At 60.3% G+C, this 26,818-nt stretch carries 27 protein-coding genes and 1 tRNA gene; 15 read left to right on the top strand and 13 right to left on the bottom strand.

Annotated elements, in window-relative coordinates:
* Positions 1 to 23: 23 nt before the first annotated feature.
* Entirely contained in the window at positions 24 to 1,478 is a 1,455-nt protein-coding gene (gene thiI, locus U367_RS0101090) for a tRNA uracil 4-sulfurtransferase ThiI (RefSeq protein ID WP_028615376.1), read from the bottom strand.
* 334 nt (positions 1,479 to 1,812) lie between these two features.
* Here thiI and glnA point away from each other — a divergent pair, with 334 nt between their 5' ends.
* The 5 genes from glnA to ntrC all read left to right on the top strand — a co-directional run bounded on the left by glnA (position 1,813) and on the right by ntrC (position 7,198).
* Complete coding sequence (gene glnA / locus U367_RS0101085) at positions 1,813 to 3,219, top strand: type I glutamate--ammonia ligase (RefSeq protein WP_016979133.1); 1,407 nt, start codon at positions 1,813 to 1,815, stop codon at positions 3,217 to 3,219.
* A 134-nt stretch (positions 3,220 to 3,353) separates the two neighbouring features.
* Positions 3,354 to 3,890 carry a chorismate mutase gene (locus tag U367_RS0101080; protein ID WP_028615375.1) on the top strand — a complete coding sequence of 179 codons (537 nt, stop codon included), beginning with the start codon at positions 3,354 to 3,356 and terminating at the stop codon, positions 3,888 to 3,890.
* A 77-nt stretch (positions 3,891 to 3,967) separates the two neighbouring features.
* Positions 3,968 to 4,393: a cupin domain-containing protein gene (locus U367_RS0101075; RefSeq protein WP_028615374.1), complete on the top strand. Its 426-nt coding sequence runs from the start codon at positions 3,968 to 3,970 to the stop codon at positions 4,391 to 4,393.
* A 286-nt stretch (positions 4,394 to 4,679) separates the two neighbouring features.
* Positions 4,680 to 5,765, top strand: a complete 1,086-nt coding sequence (gene glnL / locus U367_RS0101070) for a nitrogen regulation protein NR(II) (RefSeq protein WP_016979130.1) — start codon at positions 4,680 to 4,682, stop codon at positions 5,763 to 5,765.
* Entirely contained in the window at positions 5,762 to 7,198 is a 1,437-nt protein-coding gene (ntrC, locus tag U367_RS0101065) for a nitrogen regulation protein NR(I) (protein WP_003218003.1), read from the top strand. The genes glnL and ntrC overlap by 4 nt, the downstream gene beginning before the upstream one ends.
* Positions 7,199 to 7,735: 537 nt before the next feature.
* Here the strand turns inward: ntrC and U367_RS0101060 are convergent.
* Positions 7,736 to 8,176, bottom strand: coding sequence for a hypothetical protein (locus tag U367_RS0101060; protein WP_028615373.1), 441 nt, complete (start codon positions 8,174 to 8,176; stop codon positions 7,736 to 7,738).
* On the opposite strand from U367_RS0101060, the gene U367_RS0101055 reads away from it, so the two are divergent.
* Entirely contained in the window at positions 8,175 to 8,630 is a 456-nt protein-coding gene (locus tag U367_RS0101055; protein ID WP_010213874.1) for a tRNA (cytidine(34)-2'-O)-methyltransferase, read from the top strand. The genes U367_RS0101060 and U367_RS0101055 overlap by 2 nt on opposite strands.
* 121 nt (positions 8,631 to 8,751) lie before the next feature.
* Here the strand turns inward: U367_RS0101055 and secB are convergent, their stop codons facing one another.
* From secB to U367_RS0101040, 3 genes are read right to left on the bottom strand one after another with little or no spacing between them, the layout of a single operon-like run.
* Positions 8,752 to 9,231, bottom strand: a complete 480-nt coding sequence (secB, locus tag U367_RS0101050) for a protein-export chaperone SecB (protein WP_016979126.1) — start codon at positions 9,229 to 9,231, stop codon at positions 8,752 to 8,754.
* Positions 9,232 to 9,272: 41 nt separating this feature from the next.
* Positions 9,273 to 9,527 carry a glutaredoxin 3 gene (grxC, locus tag U367_RS0101045; RefSeq protein ID WP_016979125.1) on the bottom strand — a complete coding sequence of 85 codons (255 nt, stop codon included), beginning with the start codon at positions 9,525 to 9,527 and terminating at the stop codon, positions 9,273 to 9,275.
* 1 nt (position 9,528) lies between these two features.
* On the bottom strand, positions 9,529 to 9,942 hold the full coding sequence (locus U367_RS0101040) for a rhodanese-like domain-containing protein (protein ID WP_010213877.1): 414 nt from the start codon (positions 9,940 to 9,942) through the stop codon (positions 9,529 to 9,531).
* Between the two features lie 151 nt (positions 9,943 to 10,093).
* Between U367_RS0101040 and gpmI the strand changes: the two genes are divergently transcribed.
* From gpmI to U367_RS0101015, 5 genes are all read left to right on the top strand, one after another.
* Complete coding sequence (gpmI, locus tag U367_RS0101035) at positions 10,094 to 11,620, top strand: 2,3-bisphosphoglycerate-independent phosphoglycerate mutase (RefSeq protein ID WP_028615372.1); 1,527 nt, start codon at positions 10,094 to 10,096, stop codon at positions 11,618 to 11,620.
* A 138-nt stretch (positions 11,621 to 11,758) separates the two neighbouring features.
* On the top strand, positions 11,759 to 13,054 hold the full coding sequence (locus U367_RS0101030; protein ID WP_028615371.1) for a murein hydrolase activator EnvC family protein: 1,296 nt from the start codon (positions 11,759 to 11,761) through the stop codon (positions 13,052 to 13,054).
* A 30-nt stretch (positions 13,055 to 13,084) separates the two neighbouring features.
* Complete coding sequence (locus U367_RS0101025; RefSeq protein WP_028615370.1) at positions 13,085 to 14,401, top strand: S41 family peptidase; 1,317 nt, start codon at positions 13,085 to 13,087, stop codon at positions 14,399 to 14,401.
* 1 nt (position 14,402) lies between these two features.
* Positions 14,403 to 15,176 carry a divergent polysaccharide deacetylase family protein gene (locus tag U367_RS0101020; protein ID WP_028615369.1) on the top strand — a complete coding sequence of 258 codons (774 nt, stop codon included), beginning with the start codon at positions 14,403 to 14,405 and terminating at the stop codon, positions 15,174 to 15,176.
* A 99-nt stretch (positions 15,177 to 15,275) separates the two neighbouring features.
* Positions 15,276 to 16,550: a Vps62-related protein gene (locus U367_RS0101015; RefSeq protein ID WP_028615368.1), complete on the top strand. Its 1,275-nt coding sequence runs from the start codon at positions 15,276 to 15,278 to the stop codon at positions 16,548 to 16,550.
* Here the strand turns inward: U367_RS0101015 and U367_RS0101010 are convergent.
* The 7 genes from U367_RS0101010 to U367_RS0100980 form a co-directional block, all read right to left on the bottom strand.
* Positions 16,503 to 17,258 (bottom strand): substrate-binding periplasmic protein, encoded by a 756-nt coding sequence (locus tag U367_RS0101010; RefSeq protein WP_028615367.1) that lies wholly within the window; start codon positions 17,256 to 17,258, stop codon positions 16,503 to 16,505. The genes U367_RS0101015 and U367_RS0101010 overlap by 48 nt on opposite strands.
* A 67-nt stretch (positions 17,259 to 17,325) precedes the next feature.
* Entirely contained in the window at positions 17,326 to 18,096 is a 771-nt protein-coding gene (gene hisF, locus U367_RS0101005; protein WP_003171107.1) for an imidazole glycerol phosphate synthase subunit HisF, read from the bottom strand.
* Between the two features lie 9 nt (positions 18,097 to 18,105).
* Complete coding sequence (gene hisA / locus U367_RS0101000) at positions 18,106 to 18,843, bottom strand: 1-(5-phosphoribosyl)-5-[(5-phosphoribosylamino)methylideneamino]imidazole-4-carboxamide isomerase (RefSeq protein ID WP_010213887.1); 738 nt, start codon at positions 18,841 to 18,843, stop codon at positions 18,106 to 18,108.
* A 39-nt stretch (positions 18,844 to 18,882) separates the two neighbouring features.
* The gene (locus U367_RS0100995) at positions 18,883 to 19,140 is read right to left on the bottom strand and encodes a DUF2164 domain-containing protein (RefSeq protein ID WP_028615366.1); all 258 of its coding nucleotides are present in this window, start codon (positions 19,138 to 19,140) and stop codon (positions 18,883 to 18,885) included.
* Complete coding sequence (gene hisH, locus U367_RS0100990; RefSeq protein WP_016979116.1) at positions 19,141 to 19,779, bottom strand: imidazole glycerol phosphate synthase subunit HisH; 639 nt, start codon at positions 19,777 to 19,779, stop codon at positions 19,141 to 19,143.
* Positions 19,779 to 20,375, bottom strand: coding sequence for an imidazoleglycerol-phosphate dehydratase HisB (gene hisB, locus U367_RS0100985; RefSeq protein WP_028615365.1), 597 nt, complete (start codon positions 20,373 to 20,375; stop codon positions 19,779 to 19,781). Before hisB ends, hisH begins: the two co-directional genes overlap by 1 nt.
* 306 nt (positions 20,376 to 20,681) lie before the next feature.
* Positions 20,682 to 22,343, bottom strand: coding sequence for an OFA family MFS transporter (locus U367_RS0100980; protein WP_028615364.1), 1,662 nt, complete (start codon positions 22,341 to 22,343; stop codon positions 20,682 to 20,684).
* A 325-nt stretch (positions 22,344 to 22,668) separates the two neighbouring features.
* Here U367_RS0100980 and U367_RS0100975 point away from each other — a divergent pair, with 325 nt between their 5' ends.
* The 4 genes from U367_RS0100975 to U367_RS0100960 all read left to right on the top strand — a co-directional run bounded on the left by U367_RS0100975 (position 22,669) and on the right by U367_RS0100960 (position 26,391).
* The gene (locus U367_RS0100975; protein ID WP_028615363.1) at positions 22,669 to 24,879 is read left to right on the top strand and encodes an AsmA family protein; all 2,211 of its coding nucleotides are present in this window, start codon (positions 22,669 to 22,671) and stop codon (positions 24,877 to 24,879) included.
* Positions 24,876 to 25,943: an A/G-specific adenine glycosylase gene (mutY, locus tag U367_RS0100970; RefSeq protein WP_028615362.1), complete on the top strand. Its 1,068-nt coding sequence runs from the start codon at positions 24,876 to 24,878 to the stop codon at positions 25,941 to 25,943. The genes U367_RS0100975 and mutY overlap by 4 nt, the downstream gene beginning before the upstream one ends.
* Positions 25,940 to 26,212, top strand: coding sequence for an oxidative damage protection protein (locus U367_RS0100965; protein WP_028615361.1), 273 nt, complete (start codon positions 25,940 to 25,942; stop codon positions 26,210 to 26,212). Before mutY ends, U367_RS0100965 begins: the two co-directional genes overlap by 4 nt.
* 103 nt (positions 26,213 to 26,315) lie before the next feature.
* Positions 26,316 to 26,391: transfer RNA gene (locus tag U367_RS0100960), tRNA-Phe, on the top strand.
* Positions 26,392 to 26,517: 126 nt separating this feature from the next.
* Here the strand turns inward: U367_RS0100960 and U367_RS0100955 are convergent.
* Complete coding sequence (locus tag U367_RS0100955) at positions 26,518 to 26,793, bottom strand: hypothetical protein (RefSeq protein WP_028615360.1); 276 nt, start codon at positions 26,791 to 26,793, stop codon at positions 26,518 to 26,520.
* Between the last annotated feature and the right edge of the window lie 25 nt (positions 26,794 to 26,818).

Here is a 26,818-nt window from a genome sequence, read left to right as displayed (position 1 = left end):
CACAGGCAAACAGCCCCGGGCTCTTAGCTCGGTCGATAAACGCGCACATTGGCATGCCCCTCACTGAGCAAATGGTGGGCATGCAGGCGACTCATCACGCCTTTGTCGCAATACAGCAGGTACTGACGGCTGTTATCCAGTTCCTTGAAACGCGCGTTCAGTGCATAGAACGGCAGCGTTTGTACGTCGATGCCGGCGATGTCCAGCGGCTCATCCTCAGCGGCATCCGGGTGACGGATGTCGATGACGATCTGGCCGGCCAGGGCTTCGCTGACTTCTTCGATCTTGATGTCCTGGCCCAGTTCGTCGATAACACGATCGATCGGGACCAGCTTGGCGTTCTCGAGCGCACGCTCCAGAATCGCCATGTCGAATTCTTTCTCTTCATGCTCCACGCGATGACGCTTGGCGTGGGTCTTGGGGTTCACCGAGATGACCCCGCAGTACTCAGGCATGTGCTTGGCGAAGTCGGCGGTGCCGATTTCTTCTGCCAGGTCGATGATGTCCTGCTTGTGGCTGGCGATCAGTGGGCGCAACACCAGCTTCTCGGTGACGCAGTCGATGATCGACAGGTTCGGCAGCGTCTGACTGGACACCTGGGAGATCGCCTCGCCGGTCACCAGCGCGTCGATCTGCAAGCGGTCGGCAATCTGCGACGCGGCGCGCAACATCATACGCTTCAATACCACGCCCATATGACCGTTATCGACTTTGCCGAGAATTTCGCCCAGCACTTCTTCGAACGGTACGCTCACAAATAGCACGCGTTGGGAGCTGCCGTACTTCTTCCAGATAAAGTGCGCGACTTCCATCACGCCCAATTCATGTGCACGCCCGCCCAGGTTAAAGAAGCAGAAGTGGCTCATCAGGCCACGGCGCATGATCTGGTAAGCGGCAACCGTGGAATCGAAACCGCCGGACATCAAGACCAAGGTCTGTTCCAGGGCGCCCAACGGGTAGCCGCCGATACTGTTGTGCTGGCTGTGGATCACAAACAACCGTTGGTCGCGAATTTCCATGCGCACTTCAATTTGCGGCGCTTTCAGGGAAATTCCGGCAGCGCCGCACTCGCGACGCAGCTTGCTGCCGACGTATTTCTCGACATCCATCGAGCTGAAAGTGTGCTTGCCGGCACGCTTGCAGCGCACCGAAAAGATCTTGCCTTCAAGCTCACTGCCGTAGTGCTGTTTGCACTTCTCGGTGATGTCGTCGAAGTCGCCCAGCGGGTACTCATCCACCTGCAGGAAATGCGCGATGCCCGGCATGCAGCTCAGGCGCTCGGTCATGTCCTTCAAGGCTTTGGGCTCGGTGACACGGGTTTCCAGCTCGAGGTTGTCCCACACGCCGTTCACCACCACAGCCGGGTCCAGATCGCGGAGCACGGCACGGATGTTCTTGGCCAACTGACGGATGAAACGCGTCCGTACCGGTCGGCTCTTGATGGTGATCTCGGGGAAGACTTTAACGATTAATTTCATGGAAACAGCGCGCGCCGGGCCTGCTGAAAAAGGGGGGCGCGGATTATAGCGGAAATCGCTCAAGGTTTAACCAGTTAATATGCATCGCAAGCGCAACGCACTAAAGAGGTGCATTTGTGCGCCTTTGCGCTACATTGCGGTGCGCTATTTTTGGGCTTTTGTCGCAATGCACCTTTATAGGGGCGTTTTTGGAGTAGAAAACCCATGTTGGCGCACTGGCATGCAATTTGCTCTCTTGTGAGGCAGGTTGCCATGGCGGACTATCCGCGCCGGCATCACCCACATTCTAAGGGCTAACTCCACTACCCCAGCCCGAAGCCACCCGGAGGACACTATGTCGAAGTCGGTTCAACTCATCAAAGATCATGACGTTAAATGGATTGATCTGCGCTTCACGGACACCAAAGGCACTCAGCACCACGTGACCATGCCGGCTCGCGACGCGCTGGATGAAGCTTTCTTCGAAGAAGGCAAAATGTTCGACGGTTCCTCCATCGCTGGCTGGAAAGGCATCGAAGCCTCCGACATGATCCTGATGCCGGACGACAGCACTGCCGTACTCGACCCGTTCACCGAAGAGCCGACCCTGATCCTGGTCTGCGACGTGATCGAGCCTTCGACCATGCAAGGCTACGACCGCGACCCACGTGCGATCGCCAAGCGTGCCGAGGAATACCTGAAGTCCACCGGTATCGGTGACACCGTATTCGTAGGCCCAGAGCCAGAATTCTTCATCTTCGACCAAGTGAAGTTCAAGTCCGACATCTCCGGCTCCATGTTCAAGATCTACTCCGAACAAGGCTCCTGGATGTCCGACCAAGACGTGGAAGGCGGCAACCATGGCCACCGTCCAGGTATCAAAGGTGGCTACTTCCCAGTTCCGCCGTTCGACCACGACCACGAAATCCGTACCTCCATGTGCAACGCCATGGAAGACATGGGCCTGGTCATCGAAGTGCACCACCACGAAGTGGCCACTGCCGGCCAGAACGAAATCGGTGTGAAGTTCAACACCCTGGTTGCCAAGGCTGACGAAGTACAGACCCTGAAGTACTGCGTACACAACACTGCAGTCGCTTACGGCCGTACCGCTACCTTCATGCCTAAGCCACTGTACGGCGATAACGGTTCGGGTATGCACGTTCACCTGTCCATCGCCAAAGATGGCAAGAACACCTTCGCTGGCGAAGGTTATGCCGGCCTGTCCGACACTGCCCTGTACTTCATCGGCGGTATCATCAAGCACGGTAAGGCCCTGAACGGCTTCACCAACCCGTCGACCAACTCCTACAAGCGTCTGGTCCCAGGTTTCGAAGCACCGGTAATGCTGGCCTACTCGGCGCGCAACCGTTCCGCTTCGATCCGTATTCCTTACGTGTCCAGCCCTCGCGCTCGCCGTATCGAAGCCCGCTTCCCGGATCCAGCAGCCAACCCGTACCTGGCCTTCGCTGCCCTGGTAATGGCCGGCCTGGACGGTATCCAGAACAAGATCCACCCAGGCGACGCCGCCGACAAAAACTTGTACGACCTGCCGCCTGAAGAGGCCAAAGAGATCCCACAAGTGTGTGGCAGCCTGAAAGAAGCCCTGGAAGAGCTGGACAAGGGCCGTGCGTTCCTGACCAAAGGCGGCGTGTTCAGCGACGACTTCATCGACGCTTACATCGGCCTGAAAAGCGAAGAAGAGATCAAGGTTCGCACCTTCGTACACCCACTGGAATACGAGCTGTACTACAGCTGCTGATCCGGTAGCGCTGCTTCCTTGAGAGCGGCGTGACGAAAAAGACCTCCCCCGGGAGGTCTTTTTTTTGCCTGACATAAAAGCCTGGCACCTTCACTATTGAGGCCTCGCCCAACCGCCCGACAAGGAAACCGACCTTGAACCTCCGAATCGCCTTTGCCCTGCTATTGATCAGCACCAACGCCTCTGCGGCGCCCGCCACGCTCGCCCCGCTGCTCAACAGCATCGCCGAACGCCTGGAGATCGCCGACCAGGTAGCCCTGAGCAAATGGGACAGCCACAAGCCGGTAGAGGACAAAAAGCGCGAACAAGAAGTGATCGCCAGCGTCGTCGCCCAGGCACCGAGCTACAAATTGGCGTCTGCCGCCGTCGAGCAGTTTTTCTCGGCGCAGATCGAGGCGAACAAACTGGTGCAGTACACCCATCTGTCAGACTGGCAGTTCCAGGGCAAGGCACCTGACGATCCGCGCCCGGACCTGGTGAAACAGATCCGCCCGCAGTTGGACGAATTGCAAAAACGCCTGCTGCAGCAATTGGCTGACTTCACCCCTCAGCGCACCGATCCACAGTGCCCACAATGGCTGGCCGAAGCCGTGCATGAGCCGCTGAACGATCCGCTGCGTCAACTGGCGATGATCCGTGCCACGGCCGAGCTCTGCGTTCGACCTACCTGATTTGAGGAACCGTCCTGCATCATCACCTGGGCCGACAGCCATAGCCTGAGCGTTCACTCAATGAACAGGATGGAACCATGGACACCTTCAGGTGCTTGATCGCTGCTGCGGTAGGTTTGTCGTTGCTGGGCTGCGGCACGCAGGCAAAGGATGCGGCACAGATCGAGAAAGAGGTTTTGCTTGAACGCAGCGAGTCGTGGGATGGCACACCCTACAAAGCCTACCCCTCCGGCCCGCCGCAGCTCACGCTGATTCGCCTGAAGATCCCTGCGCGCACGCAACTGCCATGGCACACCCACCCCATGCCCAACGCCGCCTACATCGTTTCAGGTGAGTTGACCGTCGAGGCCCGCAGCAGTGGGGCTACGCGCACCTTGAGGCAAGGCCAAACCCTGGCCGAGATGGTGGGCACCGAGCATCGCGGCGTCACCGGAGACACCCCGGTGGAGCTTCTGGTGTTTTATGCGGGCACACCGGGCATGTCGCTGTCAGAGCAACACTGACCCTCACGGACCGTTTTCACCCGCCTTGAAAGCGGTCCGCTTACCACTTCCTGAACAACCTTCACAAAACCGCACTATATTGGTGCGATAGGCTGCACCCTACCCACCTGTCCAGCCCATTTTGGTTCGAAACTTCCCGAGCGAGCTGGCAGAACGCCACAGTTTCGCGCCTAAAACCCCCATTTCAGGGCTTGGACGCTTCTTTTCGGAGCCTTGGTTTGGTTTTTGCATTTTCCTTGTATCAGCGTGTGCCTCAAGCCCGCGCCTTGCTCCAAAAGAGGTCCTGATGACCATCAGCGATGCACTGCACCGATTGCTACTCGACAACCTGACCACCGCGACCATCCTGCTCAATGACGACCTGCGTCTTGAGTACATGAACCCGGCGGCGGAGATGCTCCTGGCCATCAGCGGCCAGCGCAGCCATGGGCAGTTCATCAGCGAATTGTTCACCGAGTCGGCCGAAGCCTTGAGTTCGTTGCGCCAGGCGGTGGAGCAGGCGCACCCGTTCACCAAGCGCGAAGCGATGCTCACGGCGCTTACAGGCCAGACGCTGACCGTTGATTACGCCGTGACCCCGATCCTGAGCAACGGCGCCACCCTGCTGTTGCTGGAAGTGCACCCCCGCGACCGCCTGCTGCGCATCACCAAGGAGGAAGCGCAGCTATCCAAGCAGGAGACCAGCAAGATGTTGGTGCGCGGGCTGGCCCATGAGATCAAGAACCCACTCGGCGGCATCCGTGGCGCGGCCCAATTGCTGGCCCGCGAGCTGCCGGACGAGAATCTCAAGGACTACACCAACGTCATCATCGAAGAGGCCGACCGCCTGCGTAACCTGGTGGACCGCATGCTTGGCTCCAACAAGCTGCCGTCGCTGGCGATGACCAACGTGCACGAAGTGCTGGAGCGCGTCTGCCAACTGGTCGAGGCGGAAAGCCAAGGCTGCATCACCTTGGTGCGCGACTACGACCCAAGCATTCCCGACGTATTGATCGACCGCGAACAGATGATCCAGGCGGTACTCAATATCGTGCGCAACGCCATGCAGGCCATCAGCAGCCAGAACGAGCTGCGCCTGGGCCGCATCAGCCTGCGCACCCGCGCCCTGCGCCAGTTCACCATCGGCCACGTGCGCCATCGCCTGGTGACCAAGGTCGAGATCATCGACAACGGTCCGGGCATTCCTGCGGAACTCCAGGAAACCATTTTCTTTCCCATGGTCAGTGGCCGCCCGGACGGTACCGGGCTGGGCCTGGCCATTACCCAGAACATCATCAGCCAGCATCAGGGCCTGATCGAATGTGAGAGCCATCCTGGCCACACCACCTTCTCGATCTTTCTGCCACTGGAACAAGGAGCCCCATCGACATGAGCCGTAGTGAAACTGTCTGGATCGTCGATGACGACCGTTCTATCCGCTGGGTCCTCGAGAAAGCCTTGCAACAGGAAGGCATGACCACCCAGAGTTTCGACAGCGCCGACGGCGTGATGAGCCGCCTGGCGCGCCAGCAGCCCGACGTGATCATCTCCGACATCCGCATGCCCGGCGCCAGTGGCCTGGACCTGCTGGCGCGCATCCGCGAACAGCACCCGCGCCTGCCGGTGATCATCATGACCGCGCACTCGGACCTGGACAGCGCTGTCGCGTCCTATCAGGGCGGAGCCTTTGAATACCTGCCCAAGCCGTTCGACGTGGACGAGGCGGTGGCGCTGGTCAAGCGCGCCAACCAGCACGCCCAGGAACAGCAGAACCAGGAAGCCCCGCCGGCCCTGACCCGTACCCCGGAAATCATCGGCGAAGCGCCGGCGATGCAGGAAGTGTTTCGCGCCATCGGGCGCTTGAGCCATTCCAACATCACCGTGCTGATCAACGGCGAATCGGGCACCGGTAAAGAACTGGTCGCCCATGCACTGCACCGCCACAGCCCACGGGCGGCCTCGCCGTTCATTGCGTTGAACATGGCGGCGATTCCCAAGGACCTGATGGAATCCGAGCTGTTTGGCCATGAAAAAGGCGCGTTCACTGGCGCAGCCAACCTGCGCCGCGGCCGCTTTGAACAGGCGGACGGCGGCACGCTGTTCCTCGATGAAATCGGCGACATGCCGGCCGACACCCAAACCCGCTTGCTGCGGGTGCTGGCGGACGGTGAGTTCTATCGCGTGGGCGGGCACACGCCGGTCAAGGTGGATGTGCGCATCATCGCGGCGACCCACCAGAATCTGGAAACCTTGGTCCACGCGGGTAAATTCCGTGAGGACTTGTTCCATCGCCTCAACGTAATCCGCATTCACATTCCACGGATGTCAGACCGTCGCGAAGACATTCCGACCCTGGCCCGCCATTTCCTCAGCCGCGCTGCCCAGGAGCTGGCGGTCGAGCCGAAACTGCTGAAAAGCGAGACCGAGGAATACCTGAAGAACCTGCCGTGGCCTGGCAACGTGCGCCAACTGGAGAACACCTGCCGCTGGATCACGGTGATGGCGTCCGGGCGCGAAGTGCACATCAGCGACCTGCCGCCGGAGCTGTTGAGCCTGCCGCAGGACTCCGCCCCTGTGACCAACTGGGAGCAGGCTTTGCGCCAATGGGCCGACCAGGCACTGGCACGCGGTCAGTCGAACCTGCTGGACAGCGCCGTGCCGGCGTTCGAGCGGATCATGATCGAGACGGCACTCAAGCACACTGCCGGCCGCCGGCGTGATGCTGCAGTGTTGCTGGGGTGGGGCCGTAATACCTTGACGCGCAAGATCAAGGAGCTGGGGATGAAGGTGGACGGTGGGGATGATGATGAGGGTGATGAGGGTTGATCACCCATCCTTGATCCACTGAACATCCCCTGTGGGAGCGGGCTTGCTCGCGATAGCACCGTGTCAGTCACCCGATGTATGGCTGACACACCGCCATCGCAGGCAAGCCAGCTCCCACAGTTGTTTTGTGTTGGACCCAAGACTGTGCACCGCTTCAATGCACCATGAACCGGCATCGGGCACGAATCCAAAGCCCGAAACTACAGCCTCGTAGAAAAGAACCTAAAAGCCAAAAACACCAAAGCCCCGTAATCCGGGGCTTTGCGCTATTTGAAGAATTTTTTTGGCACAACTCGACGAGTCTGGCACGCGCCCTGCAATAACCCTTGTACAACCCAGTTTCGGGGACCTTGGTACAGGCAGGCCGAGAATCCCCTCTTTAACACCGAAGCCCTTAAGGCTTCACCCCGTTTTGGGAGCCCTGGTACAGGCAGGCCGGGAACTCCCTTCTTTACACCCGGGGCTTATGTGGCACAGCGCCCATAGCTCCAACCCGTTTTGGGGACCTTGGTACAGGCAGGCCGGGGATTCCCTCTTTTATTGCTCTTGGAGATGGATCTCCAGCCGCCAGCGGCCGTCAGCCTCCTCTCCTTTCCATTCCCCGCGCAACGGCCGAGCCGCGACCAGGTTTAACAACAGGCCGCCGTCGGTCTTGCGCACACGCCAGTTCACATCCTTTTCATTGACCTTGAGTTGCCCACTGGCTGCCGTGCCTTGCGCGTCGAACAGCAGCGCCACGGTGCCGTCGATATGCTCGCCGTGCAGCTTGGGCTCGCTGTTGAACCACACCACCACGCCGTCCGCCGCAGTCTCGACCTGTTGCAATTCGACCGGGTCCGGGGTGGTCAGTCGGCCGATCATCAGGCCCACCATCAAGCCAACAATTGCCAAAGAGCCCATGACCCGCGGCATAAGCTTCGGCCTTGGGTCCTCTTCGGAGGTAGAATGCAGCGCATCTTTGCCTTCGGAGCCGTGCATGTTTCACGTCATCCTTTTTCAACCAGAAATTCCGCCGAATACCGGCAACGTTATCAGGCTGTGCGCCAACAGTGGCTGCCACCTGCATTTGATCGAGCCTTTGGGCTTCGACATGGACGACAAGCGCCTGCGCCGTGCCGGTTTGGACTACCACGAGTACGCCACGCTCAAGCGCCACGCCGACCTGGCCAGCTGCCTGGAAAGCCTGGGGCACCCGCGGCTGTTCGCGTTCACCACCAAGGGCTCGCAGCCGTTCCATGATGTCAGCTTTGCCGAAGGCGACGCCTTCCTGTTCGGCCCGGAAAGCCGGGGCCTGCCGGCCGAGGTGCTTGACGCACTGCCGGACGGCCATCGTCTGCGTTTGCCGATGCGCGAGGGCTGCCGCAGCTTGAACCTGTCGAACACCGTTGCCGTCGCCGTTTACGAAGGCTGGCGCCAACTCGGCTTCAAATAACACCGCAAAACAAATGTGGGAGCGGGCTTGCTCGCGAAAGCAGTGTGTCAGTCACTGAAGATATCGACTGAAGTACCGCATTCGCGAGCAAGCCCGCTCCCACATTTTTTACCGCGTCGACTTATTGAACGGTCGACGAACCTTCACTTTGCATGCGCTGCAGCTCTTGAGCGTACAGGGCATCGAAGTTCACCGGAGCCAGCATCAGCGCAGGGAACGAGCCACGGGTGACCAGGCTGTCCAGGGTCTCACGGGCATAGGGGAACAGGATGTTCGGGCAGAACGCGCCCAGGGTGTGGCTCATGGACGCTTCGTCAAGGCCCTGGATCAGGAAGATACCGGCCTGTTGCACTTCAGCGATGAAGGCCACTTCTTCGCCGTTCTTGACCGTCACAGACAGGGTCAGCACCACTTCGTGGAAGTCGCCTTCCAGGGCTTTTTGGCGGGTGTTCAGGTCCAACGCAACGCTTGGGGTCCATTCCTGGCGGAAGATGGCCGGGCTTTTCGGCGCTTCGAACGACAGGTCACGCACGTAGATGCGCTGCAGCGAGAACTGTGGCGCTTGGGCTTCTGCAGCTTCGGTGTTCTGTTGGTCAGTCATCGCAGATCCTTGTGATCTTGGGGTCTTTTAGGGTTTAGGAGTCAGACGAGCAGCAGCGCATCGAGTTTACCGGCGCGCTCAAGGGCGAACAGGTCGTCGCAACCACCGATGTGCTTGGCGCCGATCCAGATCTGCGGCACGGACGTACGCCCCGCCTTCTGGGCCATTTCGGCGCGCACCTGGGGTTTGCCGTCGACCTTGATTTCTTCGAAGGCAACGCCCTTTTTCTCCAGCAGGGCCTTGGCCCGCATGCAGTAAGGGCACCAATCGCTGGAATACACGACAACCTGAGTCATATCACTTCACCAGCGGCAGGTTATCGGCGCGCCAGCTGCTGATGCCACCGGACAGCTTGGCAGCGGTGAAACCGGTCTTGAGCATTTCGCGGGCGTGGGTGCCGGCGTGCTGGCCTTGGGCATCGACCAGGATGATGGTCTTGGCCTTGTGCTTTTCCAGCTCGGCCAGGCGCGCGATCAGCTTGTCCTGCGGAATGTTCAGGGCACCGACGATGTGGCCGGTGGCGAAATCCTTGGCTGGGCGGATGTCCACGACAACGGCCTCGTCCTTGTTGACCAGCGCGGTCAGCTCCGCCGTGCTCAGGCTGCGGCCACCGCGGCTCAATTCGTGAGCGATCAGCAGCGCCAGCAGGATGACGAAGGCACCCACAAGCAGATAGTGGGCAGTGGCAAATGCAATCAGGTGATCAACCATCAAGGAGGTTCCAGGGCGTTAAAATGGCGGTAAGTATACACAGCCGTCAGGGGGGGCCAACCCCCGTAAAGCGGTGACGTGGTCGGAACTTCGCTTTAAACTGCCACTCCCTTTTCAATTGTCTTCCTTTATTACCGCCGCGAGAGGATCTATGACTACTACGCCTAAACCTTTGGTCCTGATAATTCTCGATGGCTTCGGACACAGTGAAAGCCACCACGACAACGCGGTATACGCGGCCAAGAAGCCGATACTCGACCGCCTGACCGCCACCGTACCCAACGGCCTGATCTCCGGCTCGGGCATGGACGTAGGCCTGCCGGACGGCCAGATGGGCAACTCGGAAGTCGGCCACATGAACCTCGGCGCCGGACGAGTGGTATATCAAGACTTCACCCGTGTGACCAAAGCGATCCGCGATGGCGAGTTCTTCGAGAACCCGACCATCTGCGCCGCGGTAGACAAAGCAGTAGCCGCTGGCAAGGCCGTGCACTTCATGGGCTTGCTGTCCGATGGCGGCGTCCATAGCCACCAGGATCACTTGGTCGCCATGGCCGAACTGGCCTTCAAGCGCGGCGCCGACAAGATCTACCTGCACGCCTTCCTTGACGGCCGTGACACCCCGCCAAAAAGCGCGCAGTCGTCCATCGAACTGCTCGACGCCACTTTCGCCGCCCTCGGCAAAGGCCGCATCGCCAGCCTGGTGGGTCGTTACTTCGCCATGGACCGCGACAACCGCTGGGACCGCGTCGCCCAGGCCTACAACCTGATCGTCGACGGCCAGGCCGAATTCCACGCCGCCACCGCCCAGGAAGGCCTGGAAGCCGCCTACGCCCGTGGCGAAAGCGATGAATTCGTCAAAGCCACCGCCATTGGTGAGCCCGTGAAGGTAGAAGACGGCGACGCCGTAGTGTTCATGAACTTCCGCGCCGACCGCGCCCGCGAGCTGAGCCGCGTGTTTGTCGAAGACGGTTTCAAGGAGTTCGAACGCGCCCGCCAGCCGAAAGTGCAATACGTGGGTCTCACCCAGTACGCCGCCAGCATCCCGGCCCCCGCCGCCTTTGCAGCAGGCACCTTGGATAACGTGCTGGGCGACTACCTGGCAAAAAACGGCAAGACCCAGCTGCGCATTGCCGAAACCGAAAAATATGCCCACGTGACCTTCTTCTTCTCCGGCGGCCGCGAAGAGCCATTCCCGGGCGAAGAACGCATCCTGATCCCATCGCCAAAGGTCGCCACCTACGACCTGCAGCCGGAAATGAGCGCGCCGGAAGTCACCGACAAGATCGTCGACGCCATCGAACACCAGCGTTACGACGTGATCGTGGTCAACTACGCCAACGGCGACATGGTCGGCCACAGCGGCAACCTGGAAGCCGCAACCAAGGCCGTGGAATGCCTGGACCTGTGCGTCGGCCGCATCGTCGATGCCCTGGAAAAGGTCGGCGGCGAAGCACTGATCACTGCAGACCACGGCAACTGCGAGCAGATGTCCGACGAATCCACCGGCCAGGCTCACACCGCTCACACCACCGAACCGGTACCGTTCATCTATGTCGGCAAGCGTGATTTCAAGGTGCGTGATGGCGGCGTGCTGGCGGATGTGGCGCCGACCATGCTGAAACTGATGGGGCTGGAGAAACCGGTGGAGATGACGGGGACTTCGATATTGGTTTAAACCTCTAAACCAACCGATTAAATCGCCCTAAACGGCTTTTTATGACGAACGCCTCAAAGCAGTTGGCTTTGAGGCGTTTTTTTTGCTGCGCTTGGCGGGCATACTAGGCCGTCCATTTCCCTGGTGTCGCCCGCCTCTATGCTTCGCGCCTTGATTACCCTTGCTCTTGTCTGCCTGCTCCAACCGGCGTTTGCCGATGAGCGCGCACAAACCCAACAACAGTTGGACGCTACGCGTCAGGACATTACCGAGCTGAAAAAACTGCTCGGCAAGCTCCAGGAAGAAAAATCCGGGGTGCAGAAAGATCTGCGCGGCACGGAAACCGAGATGGGCAAGCTGGAAAAGCAGGTCCAGGAGCTGCAAAAAGAATTAAAGAAGAGCGAGTCGGAACTGGAGCGACTCGACGCTGAGAAAAAAAAACTCCAGAGCGCACGCGTTGAACAGCAACGCCTGATCGCGATCCAGGCCCGTGCCGCCTACCAGAACGGCCGCCAGGAATACCTCAAGCTGCTGCTCAACCAGCAGAATCCTGAGAAATTCGCGCGCACCCTGACCTACTACGACTACCTGAGCAAGGCCCGCCTGGAGCAACTGAAAAGCTTCAATGAGACCCTGCGCCAGTTGGTCAACGTCGAACAGGAAATCGGCAACCAGCAATCCCAGCTGCAAGACCAGAAAGTCGCCCTCGACACCCAGCGCAACGAATTGGACAAGGTCCGCAAGGAACGCCAACTGGCCTTGGCCAAACTCAATGACGACGTAAAGGCCCGTGACGCCAAGCTGCAGGCCCGCGAGCAGGACCAGGCCGACCTGGCCAAAGTGCTCAAGACCATCGAAGAAACCCTGGCCCGCCAGGCACGCGAGGCCGAAGAAGCACGGCAGAAAGCGCTGATCGCCCAGCAGGAAGCCGAAAAAAAGCGTCAGCGTGAAGCTGAGCTGGCTGCCAGCTCGGACGCTCCGGCCCCGCATAAACCGGCACATGCAGCCCCTGGCCCGCTGGTTTCCAGCGCCGGTGAGAACTTCGGCGGCCCTTTTGCTTCAGCTCGCGGCAAACTTCCATGGCCCGTTGATGGTCGATTACTGGCACGCTTTGGGGAAACCCGCGGCGACGACACCCGCGCGAAGTGGGATGGCGTGATGATCAGCGCCTCCGCCGGCAGCCAGGTGCACGCCGTCCACGGTGGGCGCGTGGTGTTTGCCGATTGGCTGCGCGGCGCCGGATTGTTGGTGATTCTTGACCACGGTAATGGCTATTTGAGCCTTTACGGCCACAATCAGACTTTACTCAAGTCGGCAGGTGACGTTGTAAAAGCCGGTGAATCCATCTCCACTGTCGGTAACAGTGGTGGCCAGGACACGCCGGCGCTGTACTTCGCTATTCGTCAGCAGGGTCGCCCGAGCGATCCTGCACAATGGTGCCGTTCCCAAGGATAGGGCTGCATCTACATTAGGAGTTCGTTCGACATGCTGCATTTGTCCCGCCTCACTTCGCTGGCCCTGACGATCGCCCTGGTGATCGGCGCGCCTCTGGCATTTGCCGACCAGGCTGCACCCGCCACAGCCGCGACCTCTGCCGCAACCACTAAGGCGCCGTTGCCGCTGGACGAGCTGCGCACCTTTGCCGAGGTCATGGACCGGATCAAGGCCGCCTATGTCGAACCCGTAGATGACAAGACCCTGCTGGAAAATGCCATCAAGGGCATGCTCAGCAACCTCGACCCGCACTCCGCCTACCTGGGCCCGGAGGATTTCGCCGAGCTGCAGGAAAGCACCAGCGGTGAGTTCGGCGGGCTGGGTATTGAAGTCGGTTCCGAAGACGGCAACGTCAAGGTGGTCTCGCCGATTGATGACACGCCGGCGTCCAAGGCCGGCATCCAGGCCGGCGACTTCATCGTGAAGATCAACGGCCAGCCGACCCGTGGCCAGACCATGACCGAAGCCGTCGACAAGATGCGCGGCAAGATCGGCCAGAAAATCACCCTGACCCTGGTACGCGACGGCGGCAACCCGTTCGACGTGACGCTGACCCGCGCGACCATTGTGGTCAAGAGCGTGAAGAGCCAGCTGCTGGAGTCGGGCTACGGTTACATCCGCATCACCCAGTTCCAGGTCAAGACCGGCGACGAAGTGGCCAAGGCCCTGGCCAAGCTGCGCAAGGACAACGGCAAGAAGCTCAACGGCATCGTGCTCGACCTGCGTAACAACCCAGGCGGCGTGCTGCAGTCGGCGGTGGAAGTGGTCGACCATTTCATCACCAAGGGCCTGATCGTCTACACCAAGGGCCGTATCGCCAACTCCGAACTGCGCTTCTCGGCTACCGGCAACGACCTCAGCGAAAACGTGCCATTGGCCGTGCTGATCAACGGCGGCAGCGCCTCGGCCTCGGAGATCGTCGCCGGCGCCCTGCAAGACCAGAAACGCGGTGTATTGATGGGCACCACCAGCTTCGGCAAGGGCTCGGTACAAACCGTGCTGCCGCTGAACAACGAGCGCGCGCTGAAAATCACCACCGCGCTGTACTACACGCCGAACGGTCGCTCGATCCAGGCCCAGGGCATCGTGCCGGACATCGAGGTGCGCAAGGCCAAGATCACCAACGAGATCGACAGCGAGTACTACAAAGAGGCAGACCTGCAAGGTCACTTGGGCAATGGCAACGGTGGCGCCGACCAGCCAACCGGTAGCAGCAAGAAAGCCAAGCCGATGCCGCAGGATGACGATTACCAGTTGGCCCAGGCGTTGAGCCTGCTCAAAGGCCTGAGCATCACACGCAGCCGTTGATATGCGTTTTGCCCTGATCATCGCTGTGCTGTGCAGCCTGGCCGGGGTCGCCCAAGCGACCTCAGCCGGCGAGCCTCACAAAGCCTACCTGACGCTCATCATCGACGACCTCGGGCAAAACCTGCCCCGGGACCGTCGCGTGCTGGCCCTGCCTGGGCCTGTCACGACGGCGATCATGCCCGACACGCCCCACGCCGCCGAATTTGCCCGCGAAGCTCACAAGGCCGGCAAGATCGTGATCCTGCACATGCCCATGGATCCAGCCACCGGTCCGTTCGCATGGCACCCCGAGTTGACCATCGAAGAACTGGGCAAGCGCCTGGACGGCGCTTTCAAGGCAGTGCCCTACACCGCCGGCATCAACAACCACATGGGCAGCCGCATGACCGCACAACCGGCTGCCATGGCCTGGCTGATGGCCGAGCTGCAACGGCGCAACAAGTTTTTTGTCGACAGCCGCACCAGCGCACAGACCGTCGCGGCGGCCGAAGCGCAGAAGATCGGCCTGGCCCACGTCTCGCGAGATGTGTTCCTGGATGACGAGCGCACCGAAGCAGCGATCACTACGCAATTGCAGACCGCAATCAAACTGGCGCACAAGCAGGGTTCAGCGGTGATGATCGGCCACCCTTATCCACAAACCCTGGCGGTGCTGGAGCGCGAGCTGCCCAAGCTCAAGGCCCAGGGCGTCGACTGGATTGATATCAAGTTGATGATCAGCGTGCGCAGCAATCGCGCCATGGCCGGTCACGGCAAAGATGGCATCTATCGCTAGATAGTTACCACTCACGCAGTTCCATGTTCCCGAATAGTGCGCGTACATGTGGCAAGAACGCCACGTCACGACAGTGCACTTTTGGCATCGGGAAAACCTATGGAACCGCTTAAGTACAAAGACCTGCTGATCAGCTTCACCACGGAATTCACCCAACTTTGGAATGACAAAGGCACTCGCGCCAAGCAGGCCGTGACCTTTTGGCGACCGAGCACGAGCGCCGACCACCTGACCCCGTTTTATTCCCTGGGCGACGTGGCGGTGGGTGACTACCAAAATATCAACCAGCACAAAATCGTCGCGGTAGTCAGCGAAGTGGACAAGGACAACGGCACGGCACTGCGCATGCCCGATGATTTCGAGTTGGTCTGGAAGCATTCGGGGCCAAGGGTAACGACTGCCTGCTCGGTCTGGCGGCCGATTGCACCCAATGGGTATGTGGCGATGGGGCTGGTGTGCGGTGTTGGCAATGACAAGCCGCCGCGCAGTACCCTGCGCTGTATCCGCGCAGATCTCGTGGTCGAATCCCAGGCTGATGCCTTGATCTGGAACGACAAGGGCAGTGGCGCTCTCACATCCTTCAGCGCCTGGACGGTTGCTCCCCCGCTGGCCTCTCCCGGAGAGGCGGTGCTTGCCCCCGGCACCTTTGCCGGGGCAGGTTCCTATACAAAACCGCGCTTACAACCAACGGCTTACGCCCTACGTATTGCGCTGACACTGCATTATCCCGCCTTACCGCCGGAACCGGCACACTGGCGTCCAGGGCCGGAGAGTGCACCCAGCGCTTATGAACTGCCATGGTTTACGGTAAAGGACGCTGAACTGAGCCCCGTGGAGCAACTGCAAAGCTCCCCGATCTACCGGCTGGAGAGGACCGACCGGCATGCCTTATTCGCCAGCGAGCGCAACGAAACAGACAGCAGCAAAATCGTCAATTGGCAGAGTCCAAAGGGGGAAAGCTATAATTATTCATTGCAACTCAAGACCCTGACCGGTATCGAGATATCCGGTGAATGGGCCGCGAATACCCCAGCATCCGCACTCAATTTCTCTGCCAGGCTCGACAGCGAGTTCACCCACGGTTCATCGACTCACGGCTGGGGAAATATGACGATCGTAGAGGTCATCGTCTATGTGCCCGCCAACCAATATGTCGATGCCTACATCACCAAGAGCAACTACACGTTGCTACGAAAGGACGGTAGCCAGTCAGGCCCCGAGCTGGGCTACTTCAGCGAGGTGAAGCTGCACTTTCACGAGCCTGCCGAACAGGTGCCCGCCCAGACTGTGGAACCCGAGGCCTTGCCACCTGCCGCTGAAACCACCTTAGAGGTAGCGACCCATGATGTCAGCGACAACACCCTCGTCCCGTAACTGATCCAGGGCCGCCTGTAGCTTGGCCACCAGTTCATCCGACACGTTCTTGTTCAGTGCCAGGTACAGCTCGGCACTGTTGAAGCGCAGCACGGTCTTGAGCCCGGTCACGCCCACCTGGCGCGCCAGGTAGCGGCCCGCGGGATCTCCGGTAGCCCACAGGTCGATTTGGCCATCCAGCAGTTTTTGCGCGTTGTCTTGATCGCGCAGAACCACCATTGGCTTGAGACCCTGTTTTTCAAGGGTCTCGGCAATGGCATCGCCTTTGTAGGCGCCGATCTTGTAGCGGCGCGCCTGTTCGAGGTCGTCGAGCTGGATCTTGCTGTCAGCCTTGGCCAGCAGCACCCAATCGTCCGGGCCGATGGGGCCGACCCATTTGAACAAGGCTTCGCGGTCCGGTAGGCGGGCCATCACGAACACGCCATAACCCGGTTTTTCCAGGGCGAGCTTGTAGATGCGCTCCCAAGGAAATCGCAGGGTGAGGTTGTAGGAAATGCCGGCGCGCTTGAAGGTTTCGCGCACGATGTCCACGGCGATGCCTTCGATGTTGTCTTCCTTGGCGAAGTTCTTGCCGTTTTTCGCCATGTTGTACGGCGGGAAGTTTTCCGTCAGCAACACCAGGGAAGTGTCAGACAGCTCCTCGGCGTGGGCTGGGCCCGCCAAAAGGATGGACGTACTGGCGAGGGCAAGCAGAAGATGTCTGAACATGAAGGGCGACCGGAATCCATGGCAAGCGCAAAGAGTGCCGCGCACTTGCCATGGTGTCCAGCAGCATTCAGCGAACGACGATACCGCGCGCGGCCATGTAGGCTTTTGCCTCGGGAACGGTGTATTCGCCAAAGTGGAAAATACTCGCCGCCAGCACCGCACTGGCGTGGCCTTCGATCACGCCATCGGCCAAATGCTGCAGGTTGCCGACGCCACCGGAGGCGATCACTGGGATGCCCAAGGCGTCGCTGATAGCGCGGGTTACGCCCAAGTCGAAGCCGTTTTTCATGCCGTCCTGGTCCATGCTGGTCAGCAGGATTTCACCCGCGCCCAGGCCTTCCATCTTCATCGCCCACTCCACCGCATCCAGGCCGGTCGGCTTGCGCCCGCCGTGGGTGAAGATCTCCCAACGCGGGGTTTCGCCCGGGCCAGAGACTTTCTTGGCGTCGATGGCAACCACGATGCATTGCGAACCGAAGTGTTGCGCGGCTTCGCCGACGAACTCCGGGTTGAACACGGCGGCGGTATTGATCGAGACCTTGTCCGCGCCGGCATTGAGCAGGTTGCGGATGTCTTGCACGGTACGCACGCCACCGCCCACGGTCAGCGGGATGAACACCTGGCTGGCCATGCGCTCGACGGTATGCAGCGTGGTGTCACGGCCGTCGACGCTGGCGGTGATGTCGAGAAAGGTAATCTCGTCGGCACCTTGCTCATCGTAGCGACGGGCGATTTCCACCGGGTCGCCGGCGTCACGGATGTTCTCGAACTTGACGCCCTTGACCACGCGACCGTTGTCGACGTCCAGGCAAGGGATGATGCGTTTGGCCAGCGCCATGGTCAGTCCTCAGCCGTTGTAGGCATCGCAGTAAGCCTGGGCTTCGGCGACGTCCAGGGTCCCTTCGTAGATCGCGCGGCCGGTGATGGCACCGATGATGCCTGGGGCCTTGGCGTCCAGCAGCGACTTGATGTCGCCCAGGTTGTGGATACCACCGGAAGCGATCACCGGGATCTTGGTCGCAGCAGCCAGCGCGGCGGTAAACGGCACGTTGCAGCCCTGCATCATGCCGTCTTTGGCGATGTCGGTATAAACGATGGCAGAAACACCGTCAGCTTCGAACTGCTTGGCCAGGTCGATGACCTGCACGGTGCTGATCTCAGCCCAGCCGTCGGTGGCGACGAAGCCATCCTTGGCGTCCAGGCCCACGATCACTTTGCCAGGGAACGCGCGGCAAGCTTCGGCGACGAATGCCGGGTCTTTCACGGCCTTGGTGCCGATGATCACGTAGCTCACGCCGGCCTTGACGTAGTGCTCGATGGTTTCCAGGGAGCGGATACCGCCGCCGATCTGGATCGGCAGGCTCGGGTAGCGCTTGGCGATGGCCGTGACCACTTCGCCATTGACCGGCTGACCTTCGAAGGCGCCATTCAAGTCCACCAGATGCAGACGACGGCAGCCCCCTTCTACCCATTTGGCAGCCATGCTCACCGGGTCATCGGAGAACACGGTGGAGTCTTCCATGCGGCCTTGGCGCAGACGGACGCAGGCGCCGTCCTTGAGATCGATAGCGGGGATAATCAGCATCTGGCAAACCTTATTCGAAATTCAGCAATGCTTGGGAAATCAGGGTTTCTCAAGCGACCACAGGTCGCTTTCGATGCTTTCGAACCTTTCTTTAAGGAGCGTCTGCGTATCGAAAATCGCCCTGTTGTAATAGTGCGGAGCCACTTCGGTGGTGAACAGCTCAAGAATCTCGGCGACCTCGAACGAGCCCAATTTAAGCTCGAAGCGGTCCTCCATGAAGCGCTTGATCTTGAGGGTGGCCTCACTCTCCTGCTCGGGCGTGAGGTTCAAGATCGGCGGCTTCGGCTTCCTGGCCATTTACCAGCGCCCGTCCCAGGCGGCGAAGTTCTGCAGCAATTGCAGGCCATGGGTATGGCTCTTCTCCGGGTGGAACTGCACGGCAAAGCGCGAACCTTCGGCCAGCGCGGCGGCGAAGTCGACGCCGTAGTGCCCGCCACCCACCACCTGGCCCGGCTTACCGGCAGCGATGTAGTAGCTGTGCACGAAGTAGAAGCGCGCCATGTCCGGCACTTCGTGCCACAGCGGGTGATCCACGGTCTGGCGGACTTCGTTCCAGCCCATGTGCGGGACTTTCAGGTGTTCGCCGTCTTCATGCAGGTCCTTGCCGAAGAACTTCACCTGGCCCGGGAACAGGCCGATGCAGTCGACGCCGTCGTTCTCTTCACTGCTGTCGAGCAAGGCTTGCATGCCCACGCAGATGCCGAGAAACGGACGATCCTGGCTGACTTCGCGCACCAGGCTGTCAAAGCCCAGGCGGCGGATTTCGGCCATGCAATCGCGAATCGCACCGACACCGGGAAACACCACCCGGTCAGCTTCGCGAATCACGCTGGCATCGCTGGTGATCAGCACCTTGCCGGCCCCTACGTGTTCGAGGGCCTTGGCCACCGAGTGCAGGTTACCCATGCCGTAATCGATAACCGCGACCGTCTGCATTACAGGACGCCCTTGGTCGAGGGCATTTGCCCGGCCATGCGGTCGTCCAGCTCAACGGCCATGCGCAGCGCGCGGCCAAAAGCCTTGAACACGGTTTCGATCTGGTGGTGGGTGTTGGTACCGCGCAGGTTGTCGATGTGCAGGCTGACGAGTGCGTGGTTGACGAAACCCTGGAAGAATTCCTGGAACAGGTCGACGTCAAAGCCGCGGCCCACATTGGCACGGGTGTACGGCACATGCATCTGCAAGCCTGGGCGGCCGGAGAAGTCGATGACCACGCGCGACAGCGCTTCGTCCAGCGGGACATAGGCGTGGCCGTAGCGACGGATGCCTTTTTTGTCGCCGATGGCCTTGGCAAATGCCTGGCCGAGGGTGATGCCCACGTCTTCCACCATGTGGTGGTCGTCGATGTGCAGGTCGCCCTTGCCTTCGATATCCAGGTCGATCAGCCCGTGACGGGCGATCTGGTCCAGCATGTGCTCAAGAAAAGGTACACCGATATCAAATCGGGCCTTTCCGGTGCCATCCAGGTTGATCGAGGCTTTGATCTGGGTTTCCAGAGTGTCGCGCTCGACGGACGCCTTACGTTCGGCCATCACCAGCTCCGCAAAATCATTGGGCGAAAAAGGCAGCCATTATAGGGGCGCGGGCGCTAAACAGAAACATCGAAGGGGATAAGACTGACGAGTTGAAGCGAGGAATGTCGGGGATAGACATGTGCATACATGTGGGTACCGGCTTATGTGGCGAGCGGGCTTGCCCCGCGTTGGGCTGCGAAGCAGCCCCAAAACCTACCTACGCGTTTTAACTGAAAAAACGCGCTGGTCTCATTGGGGTCGCTTCGCGACCCAACGCGGGGCAAGCCCGCTCACCACACAAAGCCAGGCCCTACAGGGTTTGCATCAGTGGAACAGGACTGCGGTCTTCTGCAGGGTCACCCACACACCCCACGCCAACGGAATACCCACCACCAGCCAGGCGGCAATCGCCAAAGGCACGGTGCCAGGGGCAGCTTTCCACTCCAGGGAAGTAGTCGCGTCCGCGCCTTTGTCGTGGCCCAGCGCCTGTTCGGCGGCCAGTTCAGCGTCGGTCATGAAGTACTTGTCGGCCACCGGACGAACCAGCAGGTTGCAGATGAAACCCAACACCAGCAGGCCGGCGAGGATGTACAACGTGATGTCGTAGGCCGCGGCGCGTTCAACGCCGATGCTCAGCTGGTATTCGCGAAGGTAGTTCACCAGTACCGGGCCCAGCACGCCAGCTGCAGCCCAGGCGGTCAGCAGGCGACCATGGATCGCGCCAACCATCTGGGTGCCGAACAGGTCGGCCAGGTAGGCCGGAACGGTCGCAAAACCACCGCCGTACATCGACAGGATGATGCAGAACGCCGCCACGAACAGCGCCACGTTGCCCAGGTGACCCAGGTTCGGGATCAGCGCGTACAGGGCAAAGCCCAACGCGAAGAACACGAAGTAGGTGTTTTTACGGCCCAGGTAGTCGGAGAACGACGCCCAGAAGAACCGGCCACCGATGTTGAACAGGCTCAACAGACCGGTGAAACCCGCAGCGATGGCTGCGATGGAAGCCAATTGGCCCGCATCCAGTTGGCCAAACGGCACATCCACACCCAGCAACTTGCCGCCGAACACTTCCTGCAGCAGTGGCGAAGCCATGCCGAGGATGCCGATACCGGCGGATACGTTCAGGCACAGCACCAGCCAGACCAATCGGAATTGCGGGGTTTTCCACGCCACGTTCACGTGCACGTGACGGTGAGTGATCATCGCGTTGCTGGCCTTTTTCGCCGGCGCGGTCCAACCCTCAGGCTTCCAGCCGGTAGGCGGCACGCGGTAGGACAAGGCGCCGCCGATCATGAACACGAAGTAGATCGCAGCCATTACCAGGAAGCTCTGCCACACGCCCACGCTGTCGGGCGTGGCAAAGTGGCCCATCAAGGCTGCTGCCAACGGAGCGCCGACCATCGCACCGCCGCCGAAGCCCATGATCGCCATGCCGGTCGCCATGCCGCGCTTGTCCGGGAACCACTTGATCAGGGTCGACACGGGCGAGATATAGCCCAGGCCCAGACCGATACCGCCAATGACCCCGGAGCCGATCCACATCAGCCAGATCTGGTGCGTATAGATACCCAACGCCGAGATCAGCAGACCACCGCACCAGCACAATGCCGATACAACACCGGCCTTACGTGGCCCGGCGTGTTCCAGCCAGCCGCCCCAGATCGCTGCCGAGCAGCCCAGGAAGATGAAGAACAGGGTGTAGATCCAGCCCAGCATGGAGATGGGCCAGTCGCATTGGGACGAGAAGACTTGGGTGATGAAGCTCATGTCCGGCGCGCAGGCGACCGGCTTGGTGATGCCCAGTGCCTTGGACAATGGCAGCCAGAACACCGAGAACCCGTAGGCCATGCCGATGCACAGGTGGATGGCCAGGGCGGCCGGTGGAACCAGCCAGCGGTTGAAGCCGGGCTTGGCGATGATACGTTCCTTGGACAGGAACGCAGGCTGTGCGGCAGTTGAACCTGCCACAGTGCTAGTGCTCATTGGTGTTTCCCCCAGTTGTTAGTATGTGTCCGTCAGGCGCTCTCTCCCTCGGCCTTGCACGCAAAGCGTTGGCCGTTGTTGTTGAGTAAAGCTCCATTTGAGCGCGACGCTATGTCGCAGAAGGCAGACGAACCTGCGCAGATTAGCACCTGTGGATGACAGAAAAACCAAACTGATATCACCTTTTTCAGGAAATCTGTTTTGTTTGACGCCAAAAACCCGTTTCCCGTCCCTGGATACAATGTAACGATCGGGGCACTGACGCAGGCCGTCGGGCGTTATACTCTGCGGCTAAATTTTGAAATCGACATACAAGGACTCGCCCATGAAAGCGTTCGGCAAAATCCTGGGTCTGGTACTTCTCGGGCTGTTGCTGATCATTGTGGCTCTAGGCTTTGCCCTGACCCATCTCTTCGATCCCAACGACTATAAAGACGAGATTCGCCAGATTGCCCGCGACAAGGCCCACATCGAGCTGACGCTCAATGGCGATATCGGCTGGAGCCTGTTCCCCTGGCTAGGCCTGGAACTGCACGAAGCCAGCGTGGCGACCCTGACCGCGCCGACCCAGCCATTCGCCGACCTGCAGATGCTCGGTCTCTCTGTCCGCGTGCTGCCGCTGCTGCGCCGCGAAGTACAGATGAGCGATGTGCGCGTCGAAGGCCTCAACCTGCGCCTCAACCGTGACAAGCAAGGCCACGGCAACTGGGAAGACATCGGCAAGAACGTGACCGAGGCGACCGTCGGCAGCCCAGGCTCGACCGAGAAACCCTCCGAACCCGAACCGGAAAAACCCTCGAAGCCCATTCGCCTGGACATCGACAGCCTGACGGTCAACAACGCTCGCGTCGAATACAACGACGAGCAGACCGGCAAGCAGTTCAGCGCTGAAAGCATCCAACTGAGCGCCGGTGCCGTGCACGAAGGCGCCAGCATTCCGGTGAAGCTCACTGCGTTCTTCGGCAGCAACCAGCCGGTGATGCGCGTCAAGACCGAACTCAACGGCAACCTGCGCATCCAGCGTGCGCTCAAGCGCTATCAGCTTGAAGACATGAAGATCAGCGGTGAAGCCACGGGCGAGCCGCTGCAAGGCAAGACCGTGACGTTCTCCACCCAGGGCCAATTGCTGGTGGACCAGGCGGCCAATATCGCCGAATGGACCAATATGAAGTTGTCGGCCAATCAACTGCGCGCACTGGGCGAGCTGAAGGTCAACGATCTGGACAAGACTCCGCAGCTCAGCGGCGCGCTGTCCATAGCCCAGTTTGACCTGGCCAAGTTTCTCGACGGTGTTGGCCACCCGCTGCCGCCCATGGCCGAGGGCAGCCTGAGCAAGGTCGAACTGGTCAGCCGCCTCAAGGGCACGCCGAGCAGCGTGGCCCTGGAAGACCTGAACCTGAAACTCGACGGCAGCACCTTCACCGGCCGCCTCGCCGTGGAGGATTTTGCCAAGCAATCCCTGCGCGTCCAGCTCAAGGGCGATACCTTCAACGCCGACAACTACCTGCCGGCCAAGTCTGAATCCGCCAAGGGTGCAGCCGCAGCCCGCCAGGCCGAAGTACAGAACAGCGAAGCCGGTGCCATGGCCGCCGGCGGCACCACACCGCTGCCCGACGCACCGACCAAAGGTGCCTGGAGTACCGACAAACTGCTGCCGCTGGCGCGTCTGCGCACGCTGGATGTGAACGCCGACCTGGCCTTCGGCCAACTGACCTTGAGCAAGCTGCCAATCCAGAATGCGGCGCTCAAGGCGTCGGGCGTCGATGGTCAACTCAAGCTCGATACCCTGAGCGGTGGCCTCTACAACGGTACTTTCCAGGCCAACGGCAGCCTCGATGTGCGCCAGGATATTCCGGTGCTGGCGCTGCAAAGCCATATCAAGCAAGTGCCGGTCGAACGCATCCTGCAAGCCCAAGGGCAAAACCCACCGGTGAAGGGCCAGATCACCCTCGACAGCAACCTCACGGGCCGTGGCAATAGCCAGAAAGCCCTGATCGACAGCCTCAACGGCACCGCCAGCTTTGTGATCAACAACGGTGTGTTGCTCAACGCCAACCTCGAACAGCAACTGTGCACCGGTATTGCTCTGCTCAACCGCAAGACGTTGAGCAGCACACCGCAAGGCAAGGACACGCCGTTCCAGGAGTTGAAGGGCAACCTGACCTTCCGTAACGGCGTAGCCAGCAACCCTGACCTGAAAGTGCGCATCCCCGGCCTGACCGTCAATGGCAACGGCGACATCGACCTGCGTGTGCTGGGCATGGATTACCGCGTAGGCATCATTGTCGAAGGCGACCAGCGTGCAACGCCGGACCCGGCCTGTCAGGTGGGCTCGAACTTCCAGGGTATCGAAGTACCGCTGCGCTGCCGTGGCCCACTGGAGCTGGGCGCCAAGGCCTGCCGCCTGGACAAGGACGGCCTGGGCCAGGTCGCCATCAAGGCGGCCGGCAACCGCCTGAACGAAAAGCTGGAAGAGAAGCTCGACAAGGTTAATCCACAGCTCAAAGACGCTTTGAAAGGCCTGTTCAAACGATGAGAAACGAGCAGTTTTCAACGGCGGTGCTGGACTGGTACGACCGCCACGGTCGCCACGACCTGCCCTGGCAACAGGGCATCACGCCTTATCGGGTGTGGGTCTCGGAGATCATGCTGCAGCAGACCCAGGTGAGCACCGTGCTCAACTATTTCGATCGTTTCATGGCTTCGCTGCCAACGGTCGAGGCCTTGGCGGCCGCGCCGGAAGATGAAGTGCTGCACTTGTGGACCGGCCTGGGTTACTACACCCGGGCGCGCAATCTGCAAAAGACCGCGAAGATTGTCGTGGCCGAGTACGGCGGCGAGTTTCCCAAGGATGTCGAGAAGCTCACCGAGCTGCCCGGCATCGGTTTGTCCACGGCTGGTGCGATCGCCAGCCTGAGCATGGGCCTGCGTGCACCGATCCTCGACGGCAACGTCAAACGCGTGCTGGCACGCTTTACCGCGCAAGAGGGCTATCCAGGCGAGCCCAAGGTGGCCAAGCAGCTATGGGCCACCGCAGAACGCTTCACGCCTCATGATCGGGTCGACGCCTACACCCAGGCGATGATGGACATGGGCGCCACGCTCTGCACCCGCAGCAAACCCAGCTGCCTGCTGTGCCCACTGGAAAAAGGCTGTGAAGCCCACATGCTCGGCCTGGAGACGCGCTACCCAATCCCCAAGCCGCGCAAGACTATCCCGCAGAAGCGCACGCTGATGCCGTTGCTGGCCAATGCAGAGGGCGCGATCCTGCTTTATCGCCGCCCCTCTACAGGCCTGTGGGGCGGCCTGTGGAGTTTGCCGGAGCTGGACGACCTGCAAGACCTGGAACACCTGGCCCACCAGCACGCGCTGGAGCTGGGCAAGCAACAGGCGCTGCCAGGGCTGATCCACACCTTCAGCCACTTCCAACTCGCCATCGAACCCTGGCTGGTCCAGGTCGAGGAATCCGCCCATCACGTGGCCGAGGCAGACTGGCTCTGGTATAACCTCGCCACCCCGCCGCGCCTGGGCCTTGCCGCCCCGGTAAAAAAACTGCTGAAGCGCGCGGCCGACGTATTGAATGCAGGAGTTCCGTCATGACCCGCACCATCATGTGCCGCAAGTACAAAGAAGAATTGCCAGGCCTCGAGCGCCCTCCGTACCCAGGCGCCAAGGGCCAGGACATTTTCGAGCACGTCTCCGCCAAAGCCTGGGGCGACTGGCTGAAACACCAGACCCTGCTGATCAACGAAAAACGCCTGAACATGATGAACGCCGAAGACCGTAAATACCTGGCAGGCGAGATGGACAAGTTCTTTTCCGGCGAGGAATACGCCAAGGCTGACGGCTACGTGCCGCCTGCTCAATAATTGATCAAAAACCGGGGTCTGCACGTAAGCGACGGTAATAATTAAATATTTTTTGAAAACTTGCTTGACGACCCCCTGAAAAACCCGTTTAATGCGCCCCGTTGCCCAGATAGCTCAGTCGGTAGAGCAGGGGATTGAAAATCCCCGTGTCGGCGGTTCGATTCCGTCTCTGGGCACCACTATTCAGTTTCAGGTGGTGCAAACGTCATCTGAAACACACAAGAAACCCGCCTAGTGCGGGTTTTTTGTTGCCTGGAATTTATCGGCCTAGCCTGAGGCGATTCAGCATCACCCCAGTAGATCTTTCACTTTCCATCCCACATCAACGTAAACACCGCCACCCGCTCCTGATCGGAGATCTGAAAGCCCCGCTCCTCGACTCGATCAATCCAACCCTGCGCCGACAGCTTCTCGCCAAACCGCACCAGGCGCCCATAGCGCTTGAAGACAGCTCTCAGCACATTGATCATCGCAGGGTAGCTGCAGCCGCCGTCGAAGCAGATGCTCAACCAGCCAATTCGCGAACGGCCGATCACGTGGCCACAGTCAGGCCGCTTAAAGTCCTTTTTCGTCATATCCATGAGGCTTCCAGTACGGCAATTCCAA

The organism is Pseudomonas canadensis (assembly GCF_000503215.1).
Taxonomy (GTDB): domain Bacteria; phylum Pseudomonadota; class Gammaproteobacteria; order Pseudomonadales; family Pseudomonadaceae; genus Aquipseudomonas; species Aquipseudomonas canadensis.
Note: the sequence above shows the minus strand (reverse complement) of the source record. Positions and strands in the feature narration are given on the sequence as shown.

What these genes read in the sequence shown, in the direction of transcription:
- thiI (WP_028615376.1), bottom strand. Translation starts at nt 1,478, where the DNA reads ATGAAATTAATCGTTAAAGTCTTCCCCGAGATCACCATCAAGAGCCGA.
- glnA (WP_016979133.1), top strand. Translation starts at nt 1,813, where the DNA reads ATGTCGAAGTCGGTTCAACTCATCAAAGATCATGACGTTAAATGGATT.
- U367_RS0101075 (WP_028615374.1), top strand. Translation starts at nt 3,968, where the DNA reads ATGGACACCTTCAGGTGCTTGATCGCTGCTGCGGTAGGTTTGTCGTTG.
- glnL (WP_016979130.1), top strand. Translation starts at nt 4,680, where the DNA reads ATGACCATCAGCGATGCACTGCACCGATTGCTACTCGACAACCTGACC.
- ntrC (WP_003218003.1), top strand. Translation starts at nt 5,762, where the DNA reads ATGAGCCGTAGTGAAACTGTCTGGATCGTCGATGACGACCGTTCTATC.
- U367_RS0101055 (WP_010213874.1), top strand. Translation starts at nt 8,175, where the DNA reads ATGTTTCACGTCATCCTTTTTCAACCAGAAATTCCGCCGAATACCGGC.
- U367_RS0101060 (WP_028615373.1), bottom strand. Translation starts at nt 8,176, where the DNA reads ATGCACGGCTCCGAAGGCAAAGATGCGCTGCATTCTACCTCCGAAGAG.
- secB (WP_016979126.1), bottom strand. Translation starts at nt 9,231, where the DNA reads ATGACTGACCAACAGAACACCGAAGCTGCAGAAGCCCAAGCGCCACAG.
- grxC (WP_016979125.1), bottom strand. Translation starts at nt 9,527, where the DNA reads ATGACTCAGGTTGTCGTGTATTCCAGCGATTGGTGCCCTTACTGCATG.
- U367_RS0101040 (WP_010213877.1), bottom strand. Translation starts at nt 9,942, where the DNA reads ATGGTTGATCACCTGATTGCATTTGCCACTGCCCACTATCTGCTTGTG.
- gpmI (WP_028615372.1), top strand. Translation starts at nt 10,094, where the DNA reads ATGACTACTACGCCTAAACCTTTGGTCCTGATAATTCTCGATGGCTTC.
- U367_RS0101030 (WP_028615371.1), top strand. Translation starts at nt 11,759, where the DNA reads ATGCTTCGCGCCTTGATTACCCTTGCTCTTGTCTGCCTGCTCCAACCG.
- U367_RS0101025 (WP_028615370.1), top strand. Translation starts at nt 13,085, where the DNA reads ATGCTGCATTTGTCCCGCCTCACTTCGCTGGCCCTGACGATCGCCCTG.
- U367_RS0101020 (WP_028615369.1), top strand. Translation starts at nt 14,403, where the DNA reads ATGCGTTTTGCCCTGATCATCGCTGTGCTGTGCAGCCTGGCCGGGGTC.
- U367_RS0101015 (WP_028615368.1), top strand. Translation starts at nt 15,276, where the DNA reads ATGGAACCGCTTAAGTACAAAGACCTGCTGATCAGCTTCACCACGGAA.
- U367_RS0101010 (WP_028615367.1), bottom strand. Translation starts at nt 17,258, where the DNA reads ATGTTCAGACATCTTCTGCTTGCCCTCGCCAGTACGTCCATCCTTTTG.
- hisF (WP_003171107.1), bottom strand. Translation starts at nt 18,096, where the DNA reads ATGGCGCTGGCCAAACGCATCATCCCTTGCCTGGACGTCGACAACGGT.
- hisA (WP_010213887.1), bottom strand. Translation starts at nt 18,843, where the DNA reads ATGCTGATTATCCCCGCTATCGATCTCAAGGACGGCGCCTGCGTCCGT.
- U367_RS0100995 (WP_028615366.1), bottom strand. Translation starts at nt 19,140, where the DNA reads ATGGCCAGGAAGCCGAAGCCGCCGATCTTGAACCTCACGCCCGAGCAG.
- hisH (WP_016979116.1), bottom strand. Translation starts at nt 19,779, where the DNA reads ATGCAGACGGTCGCGGTTATCGATTACGGCATGGGTAACCTGCACTCG.
- hisB (WP_028615365.1), bottom strand. Translation starts at nt 20,375, where the DNA reads ATGGCCGAACGTAAGGCGTCCGTCGAGCGCGACACTCTGGAAACCCAG.
- U367_RS0100980 (WP_028615364.1), bottom strand. Translation starts at nt 22,343, where the DNA reads ATGAGCACTAGCACTGTGGCAGGTTCAACTGCCGCACAGCCTGCGTTC.
- U367_RS0100975 (WP_028615363.1), top strand. Translation starts at nt 22,669, where the DNA reads ATGAAAGCGTTCGGCAAAATCCTGGGTCTGGTACTTCTCGGGCTGTTG.
- mutY (WP_028615362.1), top strand. Translation starts at nt 24,876, where the DNA reads ATGAGAAACGAGCAGTTTTCAACGGCGGTGCTGGACTGGTACGACCGC.
- U367_RS0100965 (WP_028615361.1), top strand. Translation starts at nt 25,940, where the DNA reads ATGACCCGCACCATCATGTGCCGCAAGTACAAAGAAGAATTGCCAGGC.
- U367_RS0100955 (WP_028615360.1), bottom strand. Translation starts at nt 26,793, where the DNA reads ATGGATATGACGAAAAAGGACTTTAAGCGGCCTGACTGTGGCCACGTG.